The sequence below is a fragment of the Methylobacterium frigidaeris genome, from assembly GCF_022179185.1.
In the GTDB taxonomy this organism is placed as follows: Bacteria; Pseudomonadota; Alphaproteobacteria; order Rhizobiales; family Beijerinckiaceae; genus Methylobacterium; species Methylobacterium frigidaeris.
Window position 1 is genome coordinate 125,127 of the sequence record NZ_BPQJ01000014.1, and the last position, 20,338, is coordinate 145,464.

Annotated in this window: 21 protein-coding genes; 10 read left to right on the forward strand and 11 right to left on the reverse strand. The window is 72.2% G+C overall.

Annotated elements, in window-relative coordinates; all coding sequences use genetic code 11:
• Window positions 1–189: 189 nt before the first annotated feature.
• The gene (locus MFF64_RS16440; RefSeq protein WP_207768079.1) at window positions 190–1,104 is read right to left on the reverse strand and encodes an outer membrane protein; all 915 of its coding nucleotides are present in this window, start codon (window positions 1,102–1,104) and stop codon (window positions 190–192) included.
• Between the two features lie 218 nt (window positions 1,105–1,322).
• Between MFF64_RS16440 and MFF64_RS16445 the strand changes: the two genes are divergently transcribed.
• The 7 genes from MFF64_RS16445 (at window position 1,323) to MFF64_RS16470 (ending at window position 11,333) form a co-directional block, all read left to right on the forward strand.
• The gene (locus tag MFF64_RS16445) at window positions 1,323–2,759 is read left to right on the forward strand and encodes a cobyric acid synthase (protein ID WP_238191566.1); all 1,437 of its coding nucleotides are present in this window, start codon (window positions 1,323–1,325) and stop codon (window positions 2,757–2,759) included.
• Between the two features lie 210 nt (window positions 2,760–2,969).
• A complete protein-coding gene (locus MFF64_RS16450; RefSeq protein WP_273557155.1) occupies window positions 2,970–3,461 on the forward strand; it encodes a DUF1800 family protein in 492 nt (163 codons plus the stop codon).
• Window positions 3,462–3,466: 5 nt separating this feature from the next.
• The gene (locus tag MFF64_RS16455; RefSeq protein WP_099901290.1) at window positions 3,467–3,784 is read left to right on the forward strand and encodes a DUF1501 domain-containing protein; all 318 of its coding nucleotides are present in this window, start codon (window positions 3,467–3,469) and stop codon (window positions 3,782–3,784) included.
• 6 nt (window positions 3,785–3,790) lie between these two features.
• Window positions 3,791–4,078 carry a hypothetical protein gene (locus tag MFF64_RS38025; protein WP_099901288.1) on the forward strand — a complete coding sequence of 96 codons (288 nt, stop codon included), beginning with the start codon at window positions 3,791–3,793 and terminating at the stop codon, window positions 4,076–4,078.
• Window positions 4,079–4,250: 172 nt separating this feature from the next.
• On the forward strand, window positions 4,251–7,544 hold the full coding sequence (locus MFF64_RS16460) for a helicase-related protein (protein ID WP_238191570.1): 3,294 nt from the start codon (window positions 4,251–4,253) through the stop codon (window positions 7,542–7,544).
• Between the two features lie 107 nt (window positions 7,545–7,651).
• Entirely contained in the window at window positions 7,652–9,142 is a 1,491-nt protein-coding gene (locus MFF64_RS16465; RefSeq protein ID WP_238191572.1) for a DUF2252 domain-containing protein, read from the forward strand.
• 490 nt (window positions 9,143–9,632) lie between these two features.
• Window positions 9,633–11,333, forward strand: a complete 1,701-nt coding sequence (locus MFF64_RS16470; protein ID WP_238191574.1) for an IlvD/Edd family dehydratase — start codon at window positions 9,633–9,635, stop codon at window positions 11,331–11,333.
• Window positions 11,334–11,453: 120 nt separating this feature from the next.
• Here MFF64_RS16470 and MFF64_RS16475 read toward each other — a convergent pair whose 3' ends face one another.
• From MFF64_RS16475 to MFF64_RS16500, 6 genes are all read right to left on the reverse strand, one after another.
• Complete coding sequence (locus MFF64_RS16475; RefSeq protein ID WP_099905862.1) at window positions 11,454–12,446, reverse strand: energy transducer TonB family protein; 993 nt, start codon at window positions 12,444–12,446, stop codon at window positions 11,454–11,456.
• Between the two features lie 4 nt (window positions 12,447–12,450).
• The gene (gene tolR / locus MFF64_RS16480; RefSeq protein WP_099905864.1) at window positions 12,451–12,930 is read right to left on the reverse strand and encodes a protein TolR; all 480 of its coding nucleotides are present in this window, start codon (window positions 12,928–12,930) and stop codon (window positions 12,451–12,453) included.
• 62 nt (window positions 12,931–12,992) lie between these two features.
• Window positions 12,993–13,685 (reverse strand): MotA/TolQ/ExbB proton channel family protein, encoded by a 693-nt coding sequence (locus MFF64_RS16485; protein WP_099905866.1) that lies wholly within the window; start codon window positions 13,683–13,685, stop codon window positions 12,993–12,995.
• A 39-nt stretch (window positions 13,686–13,724) separates the two neighbouring features.
• Entirely contained in the window at window positions 13,725–14,267 is a 543-nt protein-coding gene (locus tag MFF64_RS16490; protein ID WP_425324396.1) for a Tat pathway signal protein, read from the reverse strand.
• Window positions 14,268–14,566: 299 nt separating this feature from the next.
• Window positions 14,567–15,010 (reverse strand): photosystem reaction center subunit H, encoded by a 444-nt coding sequence (locus MFF64_RS16495; RefSeq protein WP_099905868.1) that lies wholly within the window; start codon window positions 15,008–15,010, stop codon window positions 14,567–14,569.
• Between the two features lie 31 nt (window positions 15,011–15,041).
• Window positions 15,042–15,446: a response regulator gene (locus MFF64_RS16500; protein ID WP_099905870.1), complete on the reverse strand. Its 405-nt coding sequence runs from the start codon at window positions 15,444–15,446 to the stop codon at window positions 15,042–15,044.
• 247 nt (window positions 15,447–15,693) lie between these two features.
• Here MFF64_RS16500 and MFF64_RS16505 point away from each other — a divergent pair, with 247 nt between their 5' ends.
• From MFF64_RS16505 to MFF64_RS16515, 3 genes are all read left to right on the forward strand, one after another.
• On the forward strand, window positions 15,694–16,707 hold the full coding sequence (locus tag MFF64_RS16505) for a WD40 repeat domain-containing protein (RefSeq protein WP_099905872.1): 1,014 nt from the start codon (window positions 15,694–15,696) through the stop codon (window positions 16,705–16,707).
• Between the two features lie 4 nt (window positions 16,708–16,711).
• Entirely contained in the window at window positions 16,712–16,978 is a 267-nt protein-coding gene (locus tag MFF64_RS16510; RefSeq protein WP_099905874.1) for a hypothetical protein, read from the forward strand.
• A 132-nt stretch (window positions 16,979–17,110) separates the two neighbouring features.
• A complete protein-coding gene (locus MFF64_RS16515) occupies window positions 17,111–18,340 on the forward strand; it encodes a peptide ABC transporter permease (protein ID WP_238191576.1) in 1,230 nt (409 codons plus the stop codon).
• Here MFF64_RS16515 and MFF64_RS16520 read toward each other — a convergent pair.
• From MFF64_RS16520 to MFF64_RS16535, 4 genes are all read right to left on the reverse strand, one after another.
• Window positions 18,264–18,596, reverse strand: a complete 333-nt coding sequence (locus MFF64_RS16520; RefSeq protein WP_207767980.1) for a hypothetical protein — start codon at window positions 18,594–18,596, stop codon at window positions 18,264–18,266. The genes MFF64_RS16515 and MFF64_RS16520 overlap by 77 nt on opposite strands.
• A gap of 396 nt (window positions 18,597–18,992) precedes the next feature.
• Window positions 18,993–19,415 carry a metallopeptidase family protein gene (locus MFF64_RS16525; protein WP_238191578.1) on the reverse strand — a complete coding sequence of 141 codons (423 nt, stop codon included), beginning with the start codon at window positions 19,413–19,415 and terminating at the stop codon, window positions 18,993–18,995.
• A gap of 20 nt (window positions 19,416–19,435) precedes the next feature.
• The gene (locus tag MFF64_RS16530) at window positions 19,436–19,582 is read right to left on the reverse strand and encodes a hypothetical protein (protein WP_165795711.1); all 147 of its coding nucleotides are present in this window, start codon (window positions 19,580–19,582) and stop codon (window positions 19,436–19,438) included.
• Window positions 19,579–20,310 carry a pyrimidine 5'-nucleotidase gene (locus tag MFF64_RS16535; protein WP_099902586.1) on the reverse strand — a complete coding sequence of 244 codons (732 nt, stop codon included), beginning with the start codon at window positions 20,308–20,310 and terminating at the stop codon, window positions 19,579–19,581. Before MFF64_RS16535 ends, MFF64_RS16530 begins: the two co-directional genes overlap by 4 nt.
• Window positions 20,311–20,338: the final 28 nt, after the last annotated feature.

The window sequence follows — 20,338 nt, forward strand, 5'->3', positions numbered from 1 at the left end:
GCGTTACTCAGGGTTCCGCTGAGCGGCCCTGGGATGACGAGTGGGGTTCGTTCGATCCGCTGATCGCACCTCGAGCCGACACGCAACAAAAACGGCCGCCGGGCAATCACCCAGCGGCCGTAGAGACGGGCGGTCCTCAGCAGGCCCGCCAAAGCGGCTCAGCCGATCTGTCGATCAGAGGCCGTTGAATCAGAGGCCGTTGAACTTGTAGCTGAACCCGGCGCGGACCAGGTTGCCCTCGGTGTGGAAGCGCGAGGTGTAGGAGCCGCGGGGCTGGGGGCCGACGCCGCCATTCACCGCCAGCGCGGTGTTGTTGACGAGCACGTTGCGGCTGCCGAGGTCGTAGTGCAGGTACTCGGCCTTGATCGTCACGGCCTGGGATTGCACGCCGAGCAGGCTCAGCAGGCTGAAGCGCGCCAGGAACGAATCGGTCGGCAGGGCGTACTCGATACCGCCGCCATAGGCGTAGCCGGTCGCGAGGTCGTTGTAGCGGCCGGTATAGGCCAGGGCCAGCGGCGGGGTGGCACCGGCCGTGGTGTAGAAGTTGGCGCGGTAATCGACGCCGCCATAGGCGAAGCCGCCCATGCCATAGACGAAGAGGCGGTCGAAGGCGTAGCCGGCGCGGCCGACGACGGTGCCGAGCCAGGACAGCTCCTGACGGAAGGCGCTCGGGTCGGGGAAGCCGCCATTCGCGGCGAGCTGCGGGCCGAGATAGAAGGTGTTCTTGTGGATGTCGGTCCAGGCCCAGTCGGCCTGGACGCCGACCACGAAGCCCGAGCCCGGCGTGAACTGGTAGTTGTAGCCGAAGCCGCCGCCGATATTGGCGAGGCCGTCCTGCTCGTTGCGCACCGACGGCGGGCGACGCAGGGTCGCGACGTTGCCGATCGTGTTGGTCGGCACGAGGTCGTTGCCGAGCGTGGTGATGCGCTGGCGGTCGGTGAAGGTGTAGTCGGTGTGCAGGCCGGCATAGAAGCCGGTCCAGGTGAAGACCGGCACCGGCGTGAAGACCGGCGGCGGGGCGACGCGGCGCGGCAGGTCCGCGGCGGAGGCCGCTCCGGCGAGGAGCGACGTCGCGGCGCCGGCGAGCATGAACTTCTTGAGCACTGGAGTACGCCCCGGTTGAGCGAAATTATGGCCGCAGGCTAGCTTGGGCGTGGCCCGGCGCCTATGACCGCCGTGCCACACCCGGCGGTTGACCGACCGGGTTTCCATTTTTTTTCCGTGTGCTGCCGCACAGGGCGGCCGGCGACCCGCGAGGAGCCATGCCCGCAGGAGACTTCCCCGCAGGAGACCTTCCCGCACGAGAGGGCGCGAGGGCCCTGATGATCCAGGGCACCGGCTCGGATGTCGGCAAGTCGCTGATCGTCGCCGGGCTCGCCCGCGCCTATGCGCGCAGGGGCCTGCGGGTGCGGCCGTTCAAGCCGCAGAACATGTCGAACAACGCCGCCGTCACGGCCGACGGCGGCGAGATCGGCCGGGCCCAGGCGCTCCAGGCCCGGGCGGCGGGTGTCGCTCCTTCCGTGCACATGAACCCGGTGCTCCTGAAGCCCCAGAGCGAGACCGGCTCGCAGGTGGTGGTGCAGGGGCGGATGGTCGGCACGGCGCGGGCCCGGGAGTTTCAGGCCTGGAAGCCGCGGCTGCTCGCGGCCGTCGTCGAGAGCTTCGGACGCTTGCAGGCGGAATCCGATCTGGTGCTGGTCGAGGGCGCGGGCTCGGCGTCGGAGGTGAACCTGCGCCGGGGCGACATCGCCAATATGGGGTTCGCCCGTGCCACCGGCACGCCGGTGGTGCTCCTCGGCGACATCGACCGCGGCGGGGTGATCGCGAGCCTCGTCGGCACCAAGGCGGTGATCGACCCGGAGGATGCCGCGATGGTGCGGGGCTTCCTCGTCAACCGCTTCCGCGGCGATCCGGCGCTCTTCGCCGACGGCATGAGCCTGATCGCCGCCCGCACTGGCTGGGAGGCGCTGGGGCTGATCCCGCACTTCCCGGACGCCGCACGGCTGCCGGCGGAGGACGTGCTGGGTCTCAAGGGCGCCGAGCGCCCGGGCGGGAAGGTCGTGGCGGTGCCGGTCCTGCCCCGCATCGCCAATTTCGACGACCTCGACCCGTTGAGAGCCGAGCCCGGGGTGAGCGTGGTGCTGGTCGAGCCGGGCCGGCCGATCCCGGCCGAGGCGGATCTCGTGCTGCTGCCGGGCTCCAAGACCACGATCCCCGACCTCGCCTTCCTGCGCGAGCAGGGCTGGGACATCGACATCCTCGCCCATCGCCGCCGCGGCGGACGGGTGCTCGGCCTGTGCGGCGGCTACCAGATGCTCGGCACGACCGTGAGCGACCCGCAGGGCATCGAGGGACCGTCCGGCACGGTGGCGGGCTTGGGCCTCCTCGACGTCGCGACGGTGCTCACCGCCGAGAAGCGGCTGGCGGCGGCGCGCGGCGTCAGCCTGCCGGACGAGACGCCGTTCACCGGCTACGAGATGCATGTCGGCGAGACCGAAGGGCCCGACGCGGCCCGGCCGCTGCTTCGCCTCGCCGACGGCCGCGCCGATGGTGCGGTCTCGGCCGACGGCCTCGTCTGCGGCACCTACGTGCACGGCCTGTTCTCCGACGAGGGCCAGCGCGCCCTCTGGCTCGACCGCCTCGGCGCCGTACCGGGGCCGGAGGCCTACGAGGCGGTGATCGAGCGCGTGCTCGACCGCTTCGCCGACCACCTAGAGGCGCATGTCGATTGCGACCGGCTGCTCGCTTTGGCGGACTAAGCAAGATTGCGGCACGCAATTTTGCTTGGTCTCCTGTTTTCGCGTCGTTTCTGCCGCCGAACCGGCGACCGCTCCGGCGAATGATGCTCAGGCTCGCGATCCGGGCCGACGGGCGGTGAGACCGCCCGTGCGCCGTTTCAGCGGCGGGCCTCCGTCCTGGCCGGCACCGTCCCCCTGCCGGGCGGGGCGGACCTGTCCTCCGCGCCGACGCTGCTCACCGCCCTCCAGGTCGAGGAGCACAGCCGCAAGCTCGCCCGGACCTTCCTCGACCAGGATGGCGACCTGTCGCGCTTGGCGCTGGCGCTGATCGAGGCGCCGGAGGCCTGGGACTCGGTCCAGCGCAAGATCCGCTCGCCGCAGGAATTCCTGGTCGCGGCTTTGCGCGGGCTCGCCCTCGCGCCGGATCCGCGGATGGTGATGGGCGGCCTCACCGCGCTCGGCCAGCCGTTCTGGTCCGCCCCGGCGCCGAACGGCTATCCCGACGAGGCCGGGGCCTGGGCCTCGCCGGAGGGCCTGCGCGCGCGGATCGACCTCGCCGCCCGGATGGGCCAGCTCGCCACCGGTGCCGATCCGATGGCGTTCGCCGAGGCGGTGCTGGGGCCTCTCGCGACCGACGAGACCCGCACGGCGCTCCGCCGGGCCGAGAGCCGGGCGCAAGGTATCGCCCTCGTTCTGATGGCCCCCGAGTTCCAGCGACGGTGACCCCCATGGCCGATGTCTGCGAATCCCATCCGACCCGCCGGGCGATTCTCGGCACCGCCGGGGCGCTGTTCGCCTGGGGCGCGCTTCCCCGCACCGCCACCGCGGCGCCGGGCAGCCGCGACGCCCGCCTCGTCGTGGTGATCCTGCGCGGCGCCCTCGACGGGCTCTCGGCGGCGCCGCCGCTCGGCGACCCGTCCTATGCCTCCTTGCGCCCCGGCATCGCGCTCACCGGCGACGGGTCCGGGGCGGCTCCGCCCCTCGACGGCTTCTTCGCTCTGCATCCGGCGCTGCCGACCTTCGCCCGGCTCTACGCCGCCCGGTAGGCCCTGGTGGTGCATGCCGCCGCCACCGGCTGCCGCGAGCGCTCCTACTTCGACGGGCAGGACGTGCTCGAGAGCAGCCAGCCCGGCCCCGGCCACACCGCGAGCGGCTGGCTCAACCGCCTCGTCGCGGCCCTGCCGGCCGGGGAGGGCCGCGACCTCGCCCCGACCACCGACGTGCGGGCGGTCGCCAAGGGCCTGGCGGCGGACCTGTTCGGCCTGTCTCCGGCAGTGCTCGCCCGCAGCGTCTTCCCGGGGACGGAGCTGTTGCGGCCGGTGGGTGGGCTGGCGGTGTAGGCGGCATCGGGCGGCCATCCCGGAGCCGGGAACAGCGATCCGGTTCGGCCGCCCCGTACTCCCCCACATCATTCCTGTGCATGCGACAGCCTTCCTGTGCATGCGACAGCCCTGGCCCGGACCCACGGCAGCCGACGGGCGTTTCCCGGTCCAGAGAACAGGAGGGGGGCCGATGGCGAAGCGCAAGGTAAGCCGGCGCGCGAAGGTGGGGGCCGAGGAGGGCGTGGCGCCGCTGGTGCCGCCCGGGGCCCTCGCGGTGGCGCTGCTCGGCCTGCGCGACCGGGGCCGCCCCCTCGTCCACGTCGCCCGCGATGCCCGCCGGCTGGAGGAGATCGCCGCCCTGCTGCGCGGGCTGGCGCCCGGCCTCGGCGTCGCGGTCTATCCGGAATGGGACTGCCTGCCCTTCGACCGCGCCTCGCCCTCCCGCGGCACGATGGGGGCACGGGCCGGCGTGCTGCGCTGGCTCACCGATGCCGACCATCTGCCGGACATCCTGCTCACCACCGCGCCGGCTCTGATCCAGCGGGTCCCCCCGCCCGAGACCTGGGCCGAGGCCCGGGTCGAGATCACCGCCGGCGACGCCCTCGAGCCCGGCCGCTTCACGGCGGAGCTGCAGCGCCTCGGCTACATCCTCGACGACCGGGTCGACGAGCCCGGCGAGGTGGCGGTGCGCGGCCGGACCATCGACGTGTTTCCGGCCGCCGCACCGCGGCCCTGCCGCATCGAGCATGCCGGCGGCAAGGTCACGGCGATCCGCACCTACGATCCGGTCTCGCAGCGCTCCCTCGACGAGGTCGGGACCCTGGTGGTCGACCCGGCGACCGAGATCGTCCTGGCGCCGGATTCGCCCGTGTGCCTGCGCCCCTTCACCGGCCAGGAGCACCAGCTCCCGACCCTCTACGGCCGCCTCGTCACGGTCCTGGATTACGTGCCGGAGGCCCGCCTGGTGGTCGAGGCGGGGGCGGAAGGCCGCGCCGAGGCCTTCTTCGAGCAGATTGCCGAGGGGCGAACCTCGGAGGCCGCGACCCGCGGCAAGGCGGCGCCGCTCTACCTCTCGCCCGCCGAGTGGCGGGAGACCCGCGACGCCCGCAAGGCCGCCGTCGCCAACGACGCGGATGCCCAGTCCATCGCGGTGCCGGCCTTCCTGCGCGAGCGCCGGCCGGGTCCGGCCTTCTCGGCCTACCTGCGCGAGCGCCTGAAGGCCGGCGAGCGGGTCGTGCTCGCTGGAGACGGGGCCGCGCTCAAGCGCTTGTCGCGCCAAGCCGCCCGGGCGGCGGAGCGCAGCGTCCGCCCGGTGCCCGCCTGGTCCGAGGCCGTCGCCGCCAAGGCCGGCGAGATCGTGGCCCTGCCCGCCCCCCTCGATGCGGGGTTCCGGGTGCCGGACCTCGGCGCCACGGTGATCGCCGCGCCGGACGTCTATGGCGGCACCTCCGTCAGGCCCAGCGCCGGCCAGCCGGTGATCCTGCCGATGGGCGAGGTCGATCTCCGGGTCGGCGACGTCGCGGTGGACCGCGACCATGGCCTGTGCGTGTTCGAGGGGCTGGAGCGCGTCGCCACCGGCGACGGCGGCAGCACCGAGGCCCTGCGCCTGCGCTTCGCCCACGACGCGATCCTGATGGTGCCGGTGGCCCAGGCCGACCGGATCTGGCGCTACGGCTCGGAGGAGGAGGCCGTCACCCTCGACAAGCTCGAGGGCGGCACCTGGCCGAAGCGCCGGCTCACCACCGAGGCGGGACTGGCCCGGGCCGCCCGCGCCATGCTGGAGGCGGCGGAGATCCGCAGCACCGCCAGGGCCCCCGCCCTGGTGCCGCCGGAGCGCGAGATGGAGCGCTTCGGCGCCGGCTTCGGCTTCCCGCTCACCCCCGATCAGGCGAAGGCCGTCGACGGGGCGCTCACCGATCTCGCCGGCGAGCGGCCGATGGACCGGCTGGTCTGCGGCGATGTCGGCTTCGGCAAGACCGAGGTGGCGCTCCGCGCCGCCGCGGCGGCGCTGCTGGCCGGCAAGCAGGTCGCGGTGGTGGCGCCGACGACCGTGCTGGTGCGCCAGCACCTGCGCACCTTCGAGCGGCGCTTTTCCCGCTTCGGCATCGGTGTGGCGCAGCTCTCGCGCCTCGCGAACCCGGCTGAGGCCAAGCGCGTGCGCCAGGGCCTCGCCGACGGCTCGATCCGCCTCGTGATCGGCACCCACGCCCTGGCCGGGCGCGGCGTGCAATTCGCCGATCTCGGCCTCGTGGTGATCGACGAGGAGCAGCGCTTCGGCGCCGCCCTGAAGGAGCGTCTGCGGGTCATGGCGGGCGACGCCCACGTGCTGACGCTCACCGCGACGCCGATCCCCCGCACCCTGCAATCGGCGCTCGTCGGCCTGAAGTCGCTCAGCGTCATCGCGACGCCGCCGGCGGTGCGCCAGCCGATCCGCACCATGCTGACCCCGCTCCACGACGACACCCTGCGGGCGGCGCTGATGCGCGAGAAGGGCCGCGGCGGCCAGAGCTTCGTCGTCTGCCCCCGCATCGAGGAGATCGGCCCGATGGCCGAGCGCCTGAAGCGGCTGGTGCCCGAGCTCGAGACCGTCGTCGCCCACGGCGAGATGAAGCCGGCGGCCCTCGACGAGATCATGGTGCGCTTCGCCGACGGCGAGGGCGACGTATTGCTCGCCACCTCGATCATCGAGAGCGGGCTCGACGTGCCGCGGGCCAACACGATGCTGGTCCACGATGCCGAGCGCTTCGGCCTCGCCCAGCTGCACCAGCTCCGCGGCCGCGTCGGCCGCGGCCAGCGCCGGGGCGTCACCTACCTGCTGACCCGGCCCGACCGCGACTTGGCCCCGGCGGCGGAGAAGCGCCTGCGCACGCTGGAGGCCCTCGACCGCCTCGGCGCGGGTTTCGCCATCAGTGCGCGCGACCTGGATCTTCGCGGCGCCGGAGACCTCGTCGGCGAGAACCAGGCCGGCCACGTCAAGCTCATCGGCCTCGGCCTCTATCAGCACCTGCTCCAGCTGGCCTTGCGTGCCGCCAAGGGCGAGCCGGCGGAGGATTGGGCGCCGGAGATCAATCTCGGCCTCGCCGGCGACGTGCCGGAGGATTACGTGCCCGAGCCCGAGGTCCGCCTGAGCCTCTACACCCGTCTCCTGCGCCTCGGAAGCGCGGAGGAGGTCGAGGCCCTGCGTGGCGAGGTCGAGGACCGGTTCGGGCCGCTGCCAGTGGGCGTGCGGGCGCTGTTCGCCTTGGGCCGCCTGCGGGTCGCCTGCCTCGCACTCGGCATCGCCCGCCTCACCGGCGGGCCGCAGGGGCTCGCGGTCGATTTCCGCCCCGGCTGCACGCCGGCCGCGATGCCGCTGACCGACGAGGTGACCGCCCGCGACGGGCGCCTGATCCTGCGCCGCGCGTGCGACGATCCGGACCGGCGCGGCGAGCTGGCGGCCGAGTTCTTGCACCTGATCCAGGAGGCCCGCGACCAGCAGGGCTGAGGCGACGACACGTTTCGGGGCGGGAGCGTCATCCCGCGCCCGGAACGATCGGCCAAGGCCAAGGTTGACCTCGGGACCGGATCGAGGCCGCCGACGAGCTGCGCCCCATGGACAGAGCCAACCCCGACAGGGAGCACGAGAGCGAGGCGGCCGATGCGGTCGCGGCGCCGGCCGAGGACATCGTGCTGGAGCCCCTGGCCGACTTCCCCCACATCGACCTGCGCACGCCAGGCGAGCCGTGGGAAAAGCGCCGCGCCGCCGGCAAGGGCCTGCGTGCCAAGGTCCCGCACGACAGCCACGGACCGGTGCCCGTGCCGCAGGACCGGCCCGACCCGGTGAGGCTGATCGAGAAGGCTCAAGGCGGGCGTCAGGAGTGGCTGATCCCGCTGCGCGTCGCCCGGATGGCGAGTTCGCCCTTCGCCTTCCTGCGTGGCGCTGCGACCGTGATGGCCTGGGACCTCGCCCGGACGTCGACGAGCGGGATCGACGTGGTGATGAACGGCGACGCCCACATCTCGAATTTCGGCCTGTTCGGCACGCCCCAGCGCGACATCGTGCTGGATCTCAACGACTTCGACGAGGTCACGATCGGCCCCTGGGAATGGGACCTGAAGCGGCTGTGCGCCAGCATCGAGGTCGCCTCCCGCGACCTCGCCGTGCCGGAGGCGGAGCGCCGCGAGGCGGTGATCGCCGCGTCCTACGGCTACCAGCACACCATGACCGAGCTGGCGCCGCAGGGCCCCCTCGACGTCTGGCACCGGGCGGCGCGGGCCGAGGAGCTGAACATCAGCGGCATCGCGATCGATGACGAATCCCGCGCCGTGGTGCAGCGTGCGGTCGAGAAGGCGCGCAAGCGCCACAACAAGAGCCTGCTCGCGCAGATCGGCGAGCGCCGGGTCGATGGCGGCTGGCGCTTCCGCAACGACCCGCCGATCCTGACCTGGGTCGATGCCGACGCCCGCGAGGCGGTGACCGCCGGGCTCGAGCGCTACGCCGAGACCCTGCCGCGGGAGCGCCGGTTCATGCTGAGCCGCTACCACGTCGTCGACGTCGCCCACCGGGTCGTCGGCGTCGGCAGCGTCGGTACCCGGGCCTACGTCGCGCTGCTCTGCGGCAATTCGGACCAGGACGTGCTCTTCCTCCAGGTGAAGGAGGCGGTGCGCCCGGCCCACGCGCCGTACGTCGCCGGCATGCCCGAGCCCTACGCCTCGCACGAGGGCGAGCGGGTGATCTACGGCCAGCGCCTGCTCCAGGCGGTCGGCGACCCGCTGCTCGGCTGGACCAGCATCGACGGTCGGCCGTTCTACGTCCGCCAGATGAAGAACATGAAGGGGGAGATCCCGGTCACCTGCATGCGCGGGCAGCCGCTCGTCTACTTCTCCTGGGCCTACGGTGCGCTGCTCGCCCGGGCCCATGCCCGCACCGGCGACGCTGCGGCCATCGCCGGCTATTGCGGCCGCGATCGCCACGCCGATTTCCGCGAGGCCGTGGCCGACTGGGCACGGGCCTGCGGCGATCGCAACGCCGAGGACCATCGGCTGTTCCTGGAAGCGATCGCGGCCGGGCGTCTGGAGGCGGCGGAGGATCCGGAACTGTGAGAAGTCCTCGAGGCGTTACCCGAGCTTTTTGACGGGCGCCTGAAGACGTCATGCCCACCGGGTCGTTCCGGGGCCGCGCAGCGGAGCCCAGGATCCAGAAACGCGTATCGTACAGGATAGGGCGGACGGCCATCCGCGTCATTCTGCACGGCCGGAGCGTCTGAATTCCGGGCTCCGCTGCGCGGCCCCGGAATGATCCCGTGGGCGGCAAGACTATCGGAGATAGTCGAATAGCTCTCAGGCACCCGACCGCGAGTGCCATCTCCCATAGATACCCTATCAAAGGCTCGCGCGAGACACGCGACTGGCGTATTGCCCACGAAGCAATATTGCAATGTGCCGCACGCTCCAGCTGCGATACGCCGATGATGATCGACCGCACCGTCGGCTCGTCGTTCCCATGACGGCTCTCTACCCTCACCGCGCGCTTCGTTGACAACGACCCACCCGCCCGTAGAACCGGACAAAACGCCGGCGGGAGGAGCACGCGATGGGCAAGGGGCTGCGCAAGGGACTGACCAGCTACGGGGATGCGGGTTTCTCGCTGTTCCTGCGCAAGGCCTTCATCAAGGCGGCGGGCTATTCCGACGACGCCCTCGACCGGCCGATCGTCGGCATCACCAACACCGCCTCCGACTACAATCCCTGCCACGGCAACGCCGCGCAGCTGATCGAGGCCGCCAAGCGCGGGGTGATGCTGGCCGGCGCAATGCCGATGGTGTTTCCGACGATCTCGATCCACGAGAGCTTCGCCCACCCGACCTCGATGTACCTGCGCAACCTGATGGCGATGGACACCGAGGAGATGATCCGCGCCCAGCCGATGGACGCGGTGATCGTCATCGGCGGCTGCGACAAGACCCTGCCGGCCCAGGTGATGGCGGCGGCCTCGGTCGACCTGCCGACGGTGGTGATCCCGGTCGGCCCGATGGTGGTCGGCCATCACCGCGGCGAGGTGCTCGGCGCCTGCACCGATTGCCGGCGCCTCTGGGGGGCGCACCGGGCCGGCGAGATCGACGAGCAGGAGATCGAGACCGTCAACGGGCGGCTCGCCCCCTCCGTCGGCACCTGCATGGTGATGGGCACCGCCTCGACCATGGCCTGCATGATCGAGGCGATGGGCCTCGCCCTGCCGATGGCCGGCACCATCCCGGCGCCCCACGCCGAGCGGATCCGCCTCGCCGAGGCGAGCGGCGCCTGCGCCGCCGCGATGGCGAAGACCGGGGGCCCGCGCCCGAGCGAGATCCTGACCCCGGCCTCGATCCGCAACGCGCAAGTGGTCATGCAGGCGATCGGCGGCTCGACCAACGGGGTGATCCACCTCACCGCCATGGCGAACCGCGCCGGCATCGACCTCGACCTCGCGAGCCTCGACGAGATCGGCCGCGAGGTGCCGGTGCTGGTCGATCTCAAGCCCTCGGGCGACCACTACATGGAGCATTTCCACCATGCCGGCGGCGTGCCGAAGCTGCTGCGCGAGCTCGGCGACCTGATCGACCTCGACGCCCCGACCGTGACGGGCGCGACCCTGCGCGACGTGGTGGCCGGTGCCGAGGACGTGCCGGGCCAGACCGTGATCCGTACGCCGGCCTCACCGATCAAGCCGGTCGGCGCCATGGCGGTGCTCACCGGCAACCTCGCGCCCCGCGGCGCGCTCATCAAGCATTCGGCGGCGACGCCGCGCCTGCTCCAGCACGAGGGCCGGGCGGTGGTGTTCGAGTCGATCCCCGACATGGCGGCGCGGATCGACGATCCCGACCTCGACGTGACGGCCAACGACGTGCTGGTCCTGCGCAATGCCGGGCCGAAGGGGGCACCGGGCATGCCGGAGGCCGGCTACCTGCCGATCCCGAAGAAGCTCGCCCGGGCCGGCGTCAAGGACATGGTGCGGATCTCGGATGCCCGGATGAGCGGCACCGCCTTCGGCACGATCGTGCTGCACGTCACGCCGGAATCGGCGGTCGGCGGGCCGCTCGCCCTGGTGCGCACCGGCGACCGCATCCGGCTCGACGTGGAGGGCCGACGCATCGACCTCCTGGTCGACGAGGCCGAGCTGGCCGCCCGGGCCGCTGCCCTGACGCTCCCGGAGCGGCCCGCCTGGGCGGCCCGCGGCTATGCCCGCCTGTTCCACGACACCGTCACGCAAGCCGACCAGGGCTGCGACTTCGATTTCATGCGGCGGGAGGGGTGAGACGGTTTCCCGACCTACTCCGGAAATAACGATAATCGCGGGATCCCCTCTCCCGTGCGGGAGAGGGGAGGCGCGCCTTCCGCTTATTCAAAGCTGTCGCCGACAGACTTCGCCACCCCGTCAGTTGAACCGCACCGGCAGGGTGAAGCTCTGCTGCGCGCCCGTGAACTCCGCCGGGGCCGGCGGCAGGCTGCCGGAGGCCGCCGCCACGGCCGCGGCGTCGAGGCTGCCGTTGCCGCTGCTGCCGGCGAGCGAGGCGCCGAGGACCCGGCCGGACCGGGACACCGTGAAGCGAACCGTGGCAGTTCCGCTCGCCCCGCCGGCGCCGCGGGCCCGGCTCTGGATCACTCCGCGTACCATCGCGCCCCAGGCCCGGGCGGCGTTGGCGCTCGCGGCGGCGGACGCGCCGCCCTGGTTCATCTGCGAGGCGGAGGCCGCGGCGCGGCGCTGGCGGGCAGCCTCGGCATTGCGCTCGGCCGCTCTCGGAGCCTCGCGCTTGACGTCGCGCACGGGCTTCGGCGGCGGCTTCCTCGCCTCGACCGGCTTCTCGACCGGCTTCGGCTTCTCGACCGGCTTCGGCTTGGCCACAGGCTTCGGCACGGGCTTTGGAACCGGCTTCGGCTCCTGCACCGGCTTCGCCACCACCGCGGCCGGGGCCTCAGGGTTGGTCGAGGTGACGACCTGCTCCTCGGGCTCCTGCACCGCTTCCACCGCCTCGGGCGGCTTCTCCATCGGCACAGCCTCGGCCGGGACCTGCTCGACCGGGGTCTCCTGCGGCGTCTCCTCGACCTTGGTGTCCGGCGGCGGCGGGGTCTCGACCGGCACGGTGTCGGACGGTGGTTCGGCGGTCGGCACCGTCGTCGGCTCGGTGACGTCGGTGGGCGTCGGCGCGGTCTCGATGTCGTTCGCCTGGTTCGGCACGTCGACCGCCGCCATGTCCGGCGCGAGATCGATGGCGATCTCGTTCTCGCCGGGCGGCGCCGGGGGGCCGCGCCAGTAGGTCAGGGCGAAGAGGCCGCCCGCGTGCAGGGCGAGCGCCACCAGGAAGGCGAGGCCGAGGCCCGTCCCCGGTTCCCGCGGCTCCGGCGCGTCGGTCGTCACGGTGTGGCTCATCGTCTTACCGGGGGGCCGCCGGCGCGGGGACCGCCCCGCCAGAGGGTGCCCCTGAGGGCGCATTGGCGATCAGCGAGACCTTGGCGAAGCCGGCCTGGCCGACGAGGCCCATCACCTCCATGACCTTGCCGTACGGCACGTCCTTGTCGCCGCGCACCAGCACGGTCTGGCCCGGATCCTCGGCGGCGGCCGCCTTCAGGCGCGCGAGGGCGGTGTCGGCCGGCAGCGGCTCCTTGGCGAGGAAGGCCTGGCCGTCCTTGTCGACCGAGACCACCACCGGCTTCTTCGATTCGGACGTCTTGGCGGCGGCGGTCTTCGGCAGCTGAACCGGCACTCCGACGGTCATCAGCGGGGCCGCGACCATGAAGATGATCAGCAGCACCAGCATCACGTCGACCATCGGGGTGACGTTGATCTCGGACATCGGCGCGGCGTCGAAGCCATCCTCGTCGCCGGCGCCGGCCTGCACCGGTCCCATACCCATCTGGCGGGCCTCCGGCCGCCTGCCCGGCGGGGCAGGGGCTCTCTACGCGTGAAGGAAAAGGCTTACTCGGCGGCGGCGCTGCGGGCATGGTGGCTGCGGTCGCGCGCCAGCCGGTTGCCCAGGGTGCCGATGCCGGCGACGAAGGCCGATTGCACCTTGGCGAGGTCGCTCGAGAACTTGTTGTAGGCGAGCACCGCCGGGATCGCGACGACGAGGCCGATCGCGGTGGCGAACAGCGCCTCGGCGATGCCCGGCGCCACCACCGCGAGGCTGGTGTCCTGGCTCTTCGCGATCGACGAGAACGAGTTCATGATGCCCCAGACCGTGCCGAACAGGCCGATGAAGGGCGCCGCCGAGCCGGAGCTCGCCAGGAACGGCAGGCCGACCTGCAGCCGCTTGATGTCGAGGGTGAGGGCGGCCCGCATGGCGCGCTCGATGCGCTCGCGCCGCTCGGCCCGTGTCTCGCTGGGGTCCTGGTCGCGCCAGGCCTCCTGGGCGGCGGCCACCACCCGGGCGGAGATGCCGGAGCGCGCCTCCGGCATGCCGCCGGTGGCGACGAGCCGGCCGAAGGCCTTGGCCTGGCGCCGGGCGCCGGCGAGGCGCACCAGCTTCTCGATGATGATCGTCCAGGAGACCAGCGAGGCCAGGACCAGGAGGATCATCACCCCCTTCACGATCGGGTCGGCCTGCAGGAAGAGGCCGAGGAAGGAGAAGTCGTGGCCTGCGGCCGCGGCGGGCGCGGTGGTCGGATCCATCTCGGCGGTCTCCGGAAGATAAGGAAAGAAGAGGGGCGGTCAGCGCACGAACGGCGCGGCGCCCTTGGCGGAGGCGGGCTCGATGCGCTCCAGGCAGGCTTCGCGGGTCAGGTCCTGACCTTCACACGCCGCCACGTCGTTGAGCAGCACCCGGCCGACCTGCGCGCACGGGGTGGGGGAGATCTCGAACTGGCGGAGGGCCGTCTTGCGCGCCGGCACGGGGCCGAGCTCGACCATGCTGCGCTTCTGTACGATGCCGTCCGGATCGAAGGCGTAGAGGTCGAGGCGCAGCGACCGGATCGGGCCGCCCTTGCCGTTCTCGACGATCAGCACCGCCTTGCAGGTCTCGCCGGCGGTCTCGAGCTTGTTCAGCTCCACCCGCAGCGGCGGGGCGGCGGGCTGGCTCACGGCGGCGGGCGTCACGGCGGCCTGAGCCTCGGCGGGGGTGGCCTGGGCCGTCGCGGCGGCGAGCGGCATCGGCGACAGGGCGAGGCAGAGGGCCAGGACCCGCCGAGTCGTGACGCGCTGGGTCATGGCGCGGCCGATGCGGGCCCGGGACCGGGGCAACCCTTGCATGAGCACGTCGTGCGACTCCTCTGGGACGGCGAGCGCCAAACGGCCATCCGCGCGCGGACCGGCCGCCCCTCGCGGGCGTCGGCGCGACGCTGTCCCGGCTCTCGCTCCTGTTCGTCGGACAAAGCCGGCATCGACCCGAGACGATCCCGGACCGCCGGCAGGAACGAACTAGCGAGGTGGCCGGGCAGGATCAAGGCCACCCGCGAAACTCAGAGGAATTCCAATCTGTTACCGGCGTGCTGGGCGAGGCGGGCGGACCGCCTTGCCACATTATCCCGTCTTCATCCCGTCTTCTGTCCTGTTCTCTACTTTGCCTTCGTCTCCGGTGCCTTCTCGGGAGACTTCTCGGGCGCTTTGGGTGTACGGGCCTTCTCGACGGCCTCGGCCTTCTCCTCGTCGGTATCGCCGCTCTGGTCGATGGCCTGCTCGGGGTTGGCGGTCAATCCGCGCAGGACGGCCAGAACCTGGGCGCAGACCTCCGGGTGCTTGTAGGCGTCCAGCACGACGGCGGCGTCGCGCAGGGTGCGCAGGTCGCGCACCGTCTGCTCGTTGGCCGACCGCTGCAGCTCGGCAGATTTGGCGATCACGTCCTCGAGACGCAGGCCGACGACGTCGCAGGTCGCGCTCGGAGCAGGAGCCGCCACCGGAGCGGCGGGAGCCGGCGCCTGCGCGTCCTTGGCTCCCGCCGTGAGGGCGTGGCCGGCGAGGACGAGGGCGAGGAGGCCGGACAGGACGAAGGGCGGGCGCATCGGTTTCAGGGCTCCGGGAGGAAAGGGATTGTCAGTGTCCGAGGATGCGGTTGGCGAGCGCCACGATCTGGCTCGGGCGGTAGGGCTTGGGCACGAAGACCGAGCCGGTCACCGCCTCGCCGTCGCCGAGGGTCTGGCGGCCGCCCGAGGTGTAGACCACCGGCAGGCGCGGGCAGTGGCGCCGCGCGTCGCGGGCCAGCGCCATCCCGTTGGTGTTGCGGGCGAGGTCGATGTCGGTGAACAGCATGTCGATCCGCTCGGCTTGCAGGATGCGGCCGGCCTCGACCGCGTCGGCCGCGGTGAGCACGCGGTAGCCCTCGTCCGCCAGGGCCTCGGCGGCGATCTCGCAGACCATCGCCTCGTCCTCGACCACCAGCACCGTCTCCCAGGGGAGGGCAGCGGGCGGCACCATCGCCGCAAAGGCAAACTGGATCATGACGCAACTCGCTCCAGGACGATGAGGGGCCGCCGGACCGCCTTGGGCGCTCCGGCGACGGTTCGCATGAAGAACCACCGGAACCTGGGCAGTGTTCGGGCCCGATCCCTCGAATTGACGCGGTTTGGTGAGCGAAGCCTTAACCCTGCGGGAAGGGCGTTAATCCGGGGCGGAACCGGGCCCGCCCTTGCGCGGGAAGCCCCCATGTGACAGGCCCGGCCCAGATCCGAGGTTCACAGGAAGAGCGATGAGCGCCACCGCCGCCCCCTCCCTCACCCAGCAGGTCACCGAGATCGCGGCCGGCGCCCACGTCATCGCGGCGCACTGGCTCGGCCGGCAGCTCGCCCTGGCCCTGGGCGACGGGGCGGTGCTCCTCGTCGCGGAAGGGGCTGAGACCACCCGGGTCGAGGCCCATCCGGAGGCCGGCCTCCTGGTCGCGGTCGGCGACGGCAAGCGCCTCGTCACGGGCGGCGACGACGGCCGGATCGTCGCCGTCAAGGCGGATGGCGGCATCGAGGAGATCGCGGCCGCCAAGGGCGGCGCCTGGATCGACGCGCTGGCGCTTCACGCCGATGGCGGCGTCGCGTTCGCCGCGGGCAAGCGCGTCGTCGCCCGCGACGGCAAGGGCCGCGAGAAGGTGTTCGAGGCGCCCTCCACCGCCCGCGGCCTCGCCTTCGCGCCCAAGGGGTACCGGCTGGCGGTGTCGCATTACGGCGGCGCCACCCTGTGGTACCCGAACCTCGACACGGCGCCCGAGGCCCTGACCTGGAAGGGCTCCCACATCGACGTGACCTGGTCGACGGACGGGCGCTTCGTCATCACCACGATGCAGGAGAACGCCCTGCACGGCTGGCGCCTCCAGCCCGACCGCGGCCACATGCGGATGACCGGCTACCCGGCCAAGGTGCGCTCGTATGCCTGGTCCTCGGACGGGGACTGGCTGGCGACGAGCGGCGCGGAGGCCGTGATCGTGTGGCCGTTCGATTCGAAGGAAGGACCGACCGGCAAGGCGCCGCGGGAATGCGGCGTGCGTCCGGCCCGGGTCTCGCGGGTGGCGTTCCACCCCAAGGCCCCGGTCCTGGCCGCGGGCTACGAGGATGGCTGCGTGCTGCTCATCCGCTTCACCGACGCCTCCGAGCTCCTGGTGCGCCCGGCGGTGAGGGGCAGCGCCGTGACGGCGTTGAGCTGGCATGCCGGCGGCGAGCACCTCGCCTTCGGCTGCGCCGACGGCCAGGCCGGCCTCCTCAGCCTGCCGCGCTGAGACCATGAGCCTTCTCGGCGCCTTCCGGAAGCGTCCGGCGGCGGAGACCGGTGCGCGGGCCCGGGTGGCGGACATCGCCCGCCGCCTCGGCGGCTTCAGCCCGGAGGTCGCGCTCACGGTCAACGAGATCGTCTGCGCCGATCCGGCCTGCCCGGGCACCGAGACGGTGATTCTGGTCATGCCCCCGGGCGCGCGCTCGCGCGCCTGCAAGGTGGGCAAGCCACTGGAGGCGGTGACGGAGGAGGATGTGGCGGCGGCGCTGGAATGCTGATTTCGCGCGCTGCACTGCGCTCTTAGCCAGCACCCGTCCTCAGTGTTGCGCCCCATCTACAGCCCACGGGCCACCCTCTCGACTAGGAGGAAGAACGGCCCCGTTTCGGCGCCGTCATCCGGATTGGCCGCCATGCCGCGCGCGACGTCGCACACTCCCGATCCCGCCGTCGATGCGGCGGCGCTTCTGCGCCGCCTCGCCTTCTTCGGCCTGACGGTGGTGATCCCGGTCACCGCCCTGGTGTCGCGGCGCAGCGTGGTGATCCTGGCGCCGATCGGCATCGTGCTCCTGATCATCGCCGCCGCCCTCGACGGGGCGCAGCGGCCCCTGGGGGCGGGGCTGTCGCGCCTCGGCGGCGCCCGGGCGATCCTGGCCGGCGCCCTGCTCCTCGGCTGGTGCGCCCTGTCGCTGGTCTGGACGCCGTTCCCGGGCCCGGCGAGCGAGCGCCTGCTCAACCTCGCCGCCACGGTGGGGCTGACGGTGGCGGGCTACCTCGCGCTGCCGGACCGGATGCGCTCGGCCAACCTCTACCTCCTGCCCCTCGGAGTCGGGATCGCGGCGATCGGGGCGGTGCTGCTCGGGCTGTTCAGCGGCGCGTCCCTGCGGGGCGGCTTCGAGGATGACAGCGCGCTGGAGCGCGGCGCGATGCTGCTCGCCCTGCTGCTCTGGCCGGCCGCCGCCTGGCTCCGCTCGCGCCGCCGCGACATGGAGGCCCTCGGCCTCGCCGTGGTGGTGGCGCTCGCGCTGGTGCTGGCCCCCGGGCCGGTGCCGCTGCTCGCCCTCGGCTTCGGAGCGGCGACCTTCGCGCTCTCGGCCTGGCGCCAGAGCCTCGGCGTGCGGGTCACGGCGGGGGTCGCGGCGGGCCTCGTCGCCCTGGCGCCCCTGCTGCCCTTCCTGCTGCGGCCGGTGCTGACCCCGATGCTCGGGCCGCTTCACCCGACGATCCTGGCCCTGAAGGCCTGGCAGCGGGTGGTGACGAGCGAGCCCCTGCGGCTCATCACCGGCCACGGCCTCGAGACGGCGATCCGCGGCAAGGCGATCGGCATGCTGCCGGTCAACGCCCCGGCCTCGCTGCTGTTCGAGATCTGGTACGAACTCGGGATCGTCGGCGCCTTCGCGGCGGCCTTCGTGCTGTGGAACGGCATCCGCCATTCCGGCCGCGAGCACCCGGTGCTGACCCCCGGCGCGATGGCCACCGCCGCCACCGCCTTCGCCTCCACCTGCCTCGGCATCGGCACCACGGCGAGCTGGTGGTTCACCAGCGTGACTGTGGTCGTGCTGGTGTTCATCGCCGCCGAGCGAGGCCAGTTCCGGACCAGCCGTCCGAAGGCAAGTGCCCTGCCGCCGCGCAGCCCGGCGTAGAGCCGGCCGTCCGGCCATCGAGCCAGGCGCGGGCCGCGTCGAGGCTCGGGAAAACGGGCGGTCGCGGCTCGGAGGCGATCCGCCCGAACCCCGCTTCGAGGTACCAGTGCCGGCCGAAGCTCAGCTCCCTGTGCAAGTCCGGGTCGAGACGGGTCAGGACGCCGATCAGGCGGCCGTCGAGATAGGCCAGGCGGCCCTCGCTGTCGGCGCTGCCGGTATCGACGAGGACGTGGTCGAGGGTGATGCGTGCGGACATGTCTGATTCATCGTGGCAGGCGGGCCGGTCATCGGTCGCCGCCGATACGAAGACCGTGCCGCACCGGCAATCGCATCACGGTTATACTATCCGGGGTCATATTTCGTCGGCGCGGCGCCGATCGGTCGCAGAAACTGCCATGCAGTCAATACCTTAGGGCACCACAGGATAGCGCCGCGATCGCCCGTCGCCCTAGCTCTTCAGGACTATGCCCCGCCCCATCCAAATTTATTGCCTCTCGAAGGGTATGGACATTTCGAAGGAGGCTGGCCGATGTCTCGGCGCCCGCTTCGGGTGAGCCCGGCCTTGTCGCTGCGGCGTCGATCGAGCGGGGCGGCGATCCGCCGCCGCGGGATCACGAAACGGCGTTCCGATGTCCGTTCTCAGGAAACCGCGTCACGCCTCGGCCGCCGCCTCGATCGCCGCCATGTCGTCGTCGGAGAGCCCGAAATGGTGGCCGATCTCATGCACCAGCACGTGGGCGACGAGGTGGCCGAGCGTCTCGTCGTGCTCGGCCCAGTAGTCGAGCAGGGGCCGGCGGTAGAGCCAGACCATGTTGGGGAACTGGCCTGTGGCGAGGTTCAGGGCGCCGCCCCCCTGCGCCAGGCCGGTACCGCGAAACAGGCCGAGGAGGTCGAACTCGCTCTCGCATCCCATCTCGTTGAGGGTCTCCTCGTCGGGAAACTCCTCCACCCGGATCACCACGCCCTCGCACAGGGCGCGGAACTCCTCCGGCAGGCGCGCGAAAGCGGCCTCGGCCAGGGCCTCGATGGCGGCGAGGTCGGGGGCCCTGAGCGAGTTCCAGTCGGTCTCGGACATGCGCATTCCTGGTTCGAGAATCACCACAGGTGCAACTGCCGGCCGAGCAGCCAGGCCAGGACCAGGAGCGCCACGGCGCCGAGGCCGCGGCCGATGCGCCGGCCCCAGATCTCGGCCGGGTCGTGCCCGTCCGGCTGGTCCTGCCCATGCGGGTCGCGCCCGCTCACGCCGCCAGCGCCGGGGCGACCCGGTCGGTCAGGAATCCCGCGAGGTCGTTGGTGATGTGGTCGATATGAGGGGCGCGCACCGCCTCCTGCTCGAAGCTCTCGCGGAACGGATCGATGGTGCGCGGCACCACCAGCACCGTCGCCATGCCGAGATCGTGCGGGACGACGAGATTCTTGGCGATGTCCTCGAACAGGGCCGAGCGGGTCGGGTCGACGCCGTGGCGACCGAGGAACTTCTCGTAGGCCGAGCGCTCGGGCTTGGGCACGAAGTCGGCTGCCGCGATGTCGAACACGTCCTCGAAATGGTCGAGGATGCCGAGCTTCTTCGCCACGTTCTCGGCGTGCCGGCGCGAGCCGTTGGTGAGGATCAGCTTGCGGCCGGGCAGGCCCTCGATCGCGACGCCGAGGCCTGGGTTCAGCGCGATGCTCGAATGGTCGATGTCGTGGGCGAAGTCGAGGAAGTCGTAAGGGTCGATCTTCCACTCGGCCATCAGCGCGCGGAGCGTCGTGCCGTAGCGGTGGTAGAAGTATTTCTGCAGGGCCCGCGCCGAGATCCCGTCAAGCCCGAACAGGTTCATCACGTAGAGGGTGATGCGCTCGTCGACCTGCGGCCAGACGCGGGCGTCGTGGGGATAGAGCGTGTTGTCGAGGTCGAACACCCAGGTGTCGATCCCGGAGAAGCCGCGCGCCTCAGGCGCGGTGAGGTGGCTCTCGCCTGGCAGGAGCAAGGGACGATCCGGCGACGGGGGCCCCATG

What these genes read in the sequence shown, in the direction of transcription:
- MFF64_RS16445 (WP_238191566.1), top strand. Translation starts at nt 1,323, where the DNA reads ATGATCCAGGGCACCGGCTCGGATGTCGGCAAGTCGCTGATCGTCGCC.
- MFF64_RS16455 (WP_099901290.1), top strand. Translation starts at nt 3,467, where the DNA reads ATGGCCGATGTCTGCGAATCCCATCCGACCCGCCGGGCGATTCTCGGC.
- MFF64_RS16460 (WP_238191570.1), top strand. Translation starts at nt 4,251, where the DNA reads ATGGCGAAGCGCAAGGTAAGCCGGCGCGCGAAGGTGGGGGCCGAGGAG.
- MFF64_RS16465 (WP_238191572.1), top strand. Translation starts at nt 7,652, where the DNA reads ATGGACAGAGCCAACCCCGACAGGGAGCACGAGAGCGAGGCGGCCGAT.
- MFF64_RS16470 (WP_238191574.1), top strand. Translation starts at nt 9,633, where the DNA reads ATGGGCAAGGGGCTGCGCAAGGGACTGACCAGCTACGGGGATGCGGGT.
- MFF64_RS16475 (WP_099905862.1), bottom strand. Translation starts at nt 12,446, where the DNA reads ATGAGCCACACCGTGACGACCGACGCGCCGGAGCCGCGGGAACCGGGG.
- tolR (WP_099905864.1), bottom strand. Translation starts at nt 12,930, where the DNA reads ATGGGTATGGGACCGGTGCAGGCCGGCGCCGGCGACGAGGATGGCTTC.
- MFF64_RS16485 (WP_099905866.1), bottom strand. Translation starts at nt 13,685, where the DNA reads ATGGATCCGACCACCGCGCCCGCCGCGGCCGCAGGCCACGACTTCTCC.
- MFF64_RS16495 (WP_099905868.1), bottom strand. Translation starts at nt 15,010, where the DNA reads ATGCGCCCGCCCTTCGTCCTGTCCGGCCTCCTCGCCCTCGTCCTCGCC.
- MFF64_RS16500 (WP_099905870.1), bottom strand. Translation starts at nt 15,446, where the DNA reads ATGATCCAGTTTGCCTTTGCGGCGATGGTGCCGCCCGCTGCCCTCCCC.
- MFF64_RS16505 (WP_099905872.1), top strand. Translation starts at nt 15,694, where the DNA reads ATGAGCGCCACCGCCGCCCCCTCCCTCACCCAGCAGGTCACCGAGATC.
- MFF64_RS16510 (WP_099905874.1), top strand. Translation starts at nt 16,712, where the DNA reads ATGAGCCTTCTCGGCGCCTTCCGGAAGCGTCCGGCGGCGGAGACCGGT.
- MFF64_RS16515 (WP_238191576.1), top strand. Translation starts at nt 17,111, where the DNA reads ATGCCGCGCGCGACGTCGCACACTCCCGATCCCGCCGTCGATGCGGCG.
- MFF64_RS16520 (WP_207767980.1), bottom strand. Translation starts at nt 18,596, where the DNA reads ATGTCCGCACGCATCACCCTCGACCACGTCCTCGTCGATACCGGCAGC.
- MFF64_RS16525 (WP_238191578.1), bottom strand. Translation starts at nt 19,415, where the DNA reads ATGTCCGAGACCGACTGGAACTCGCTCAGGGCCCCCGACCTCGCCGCC.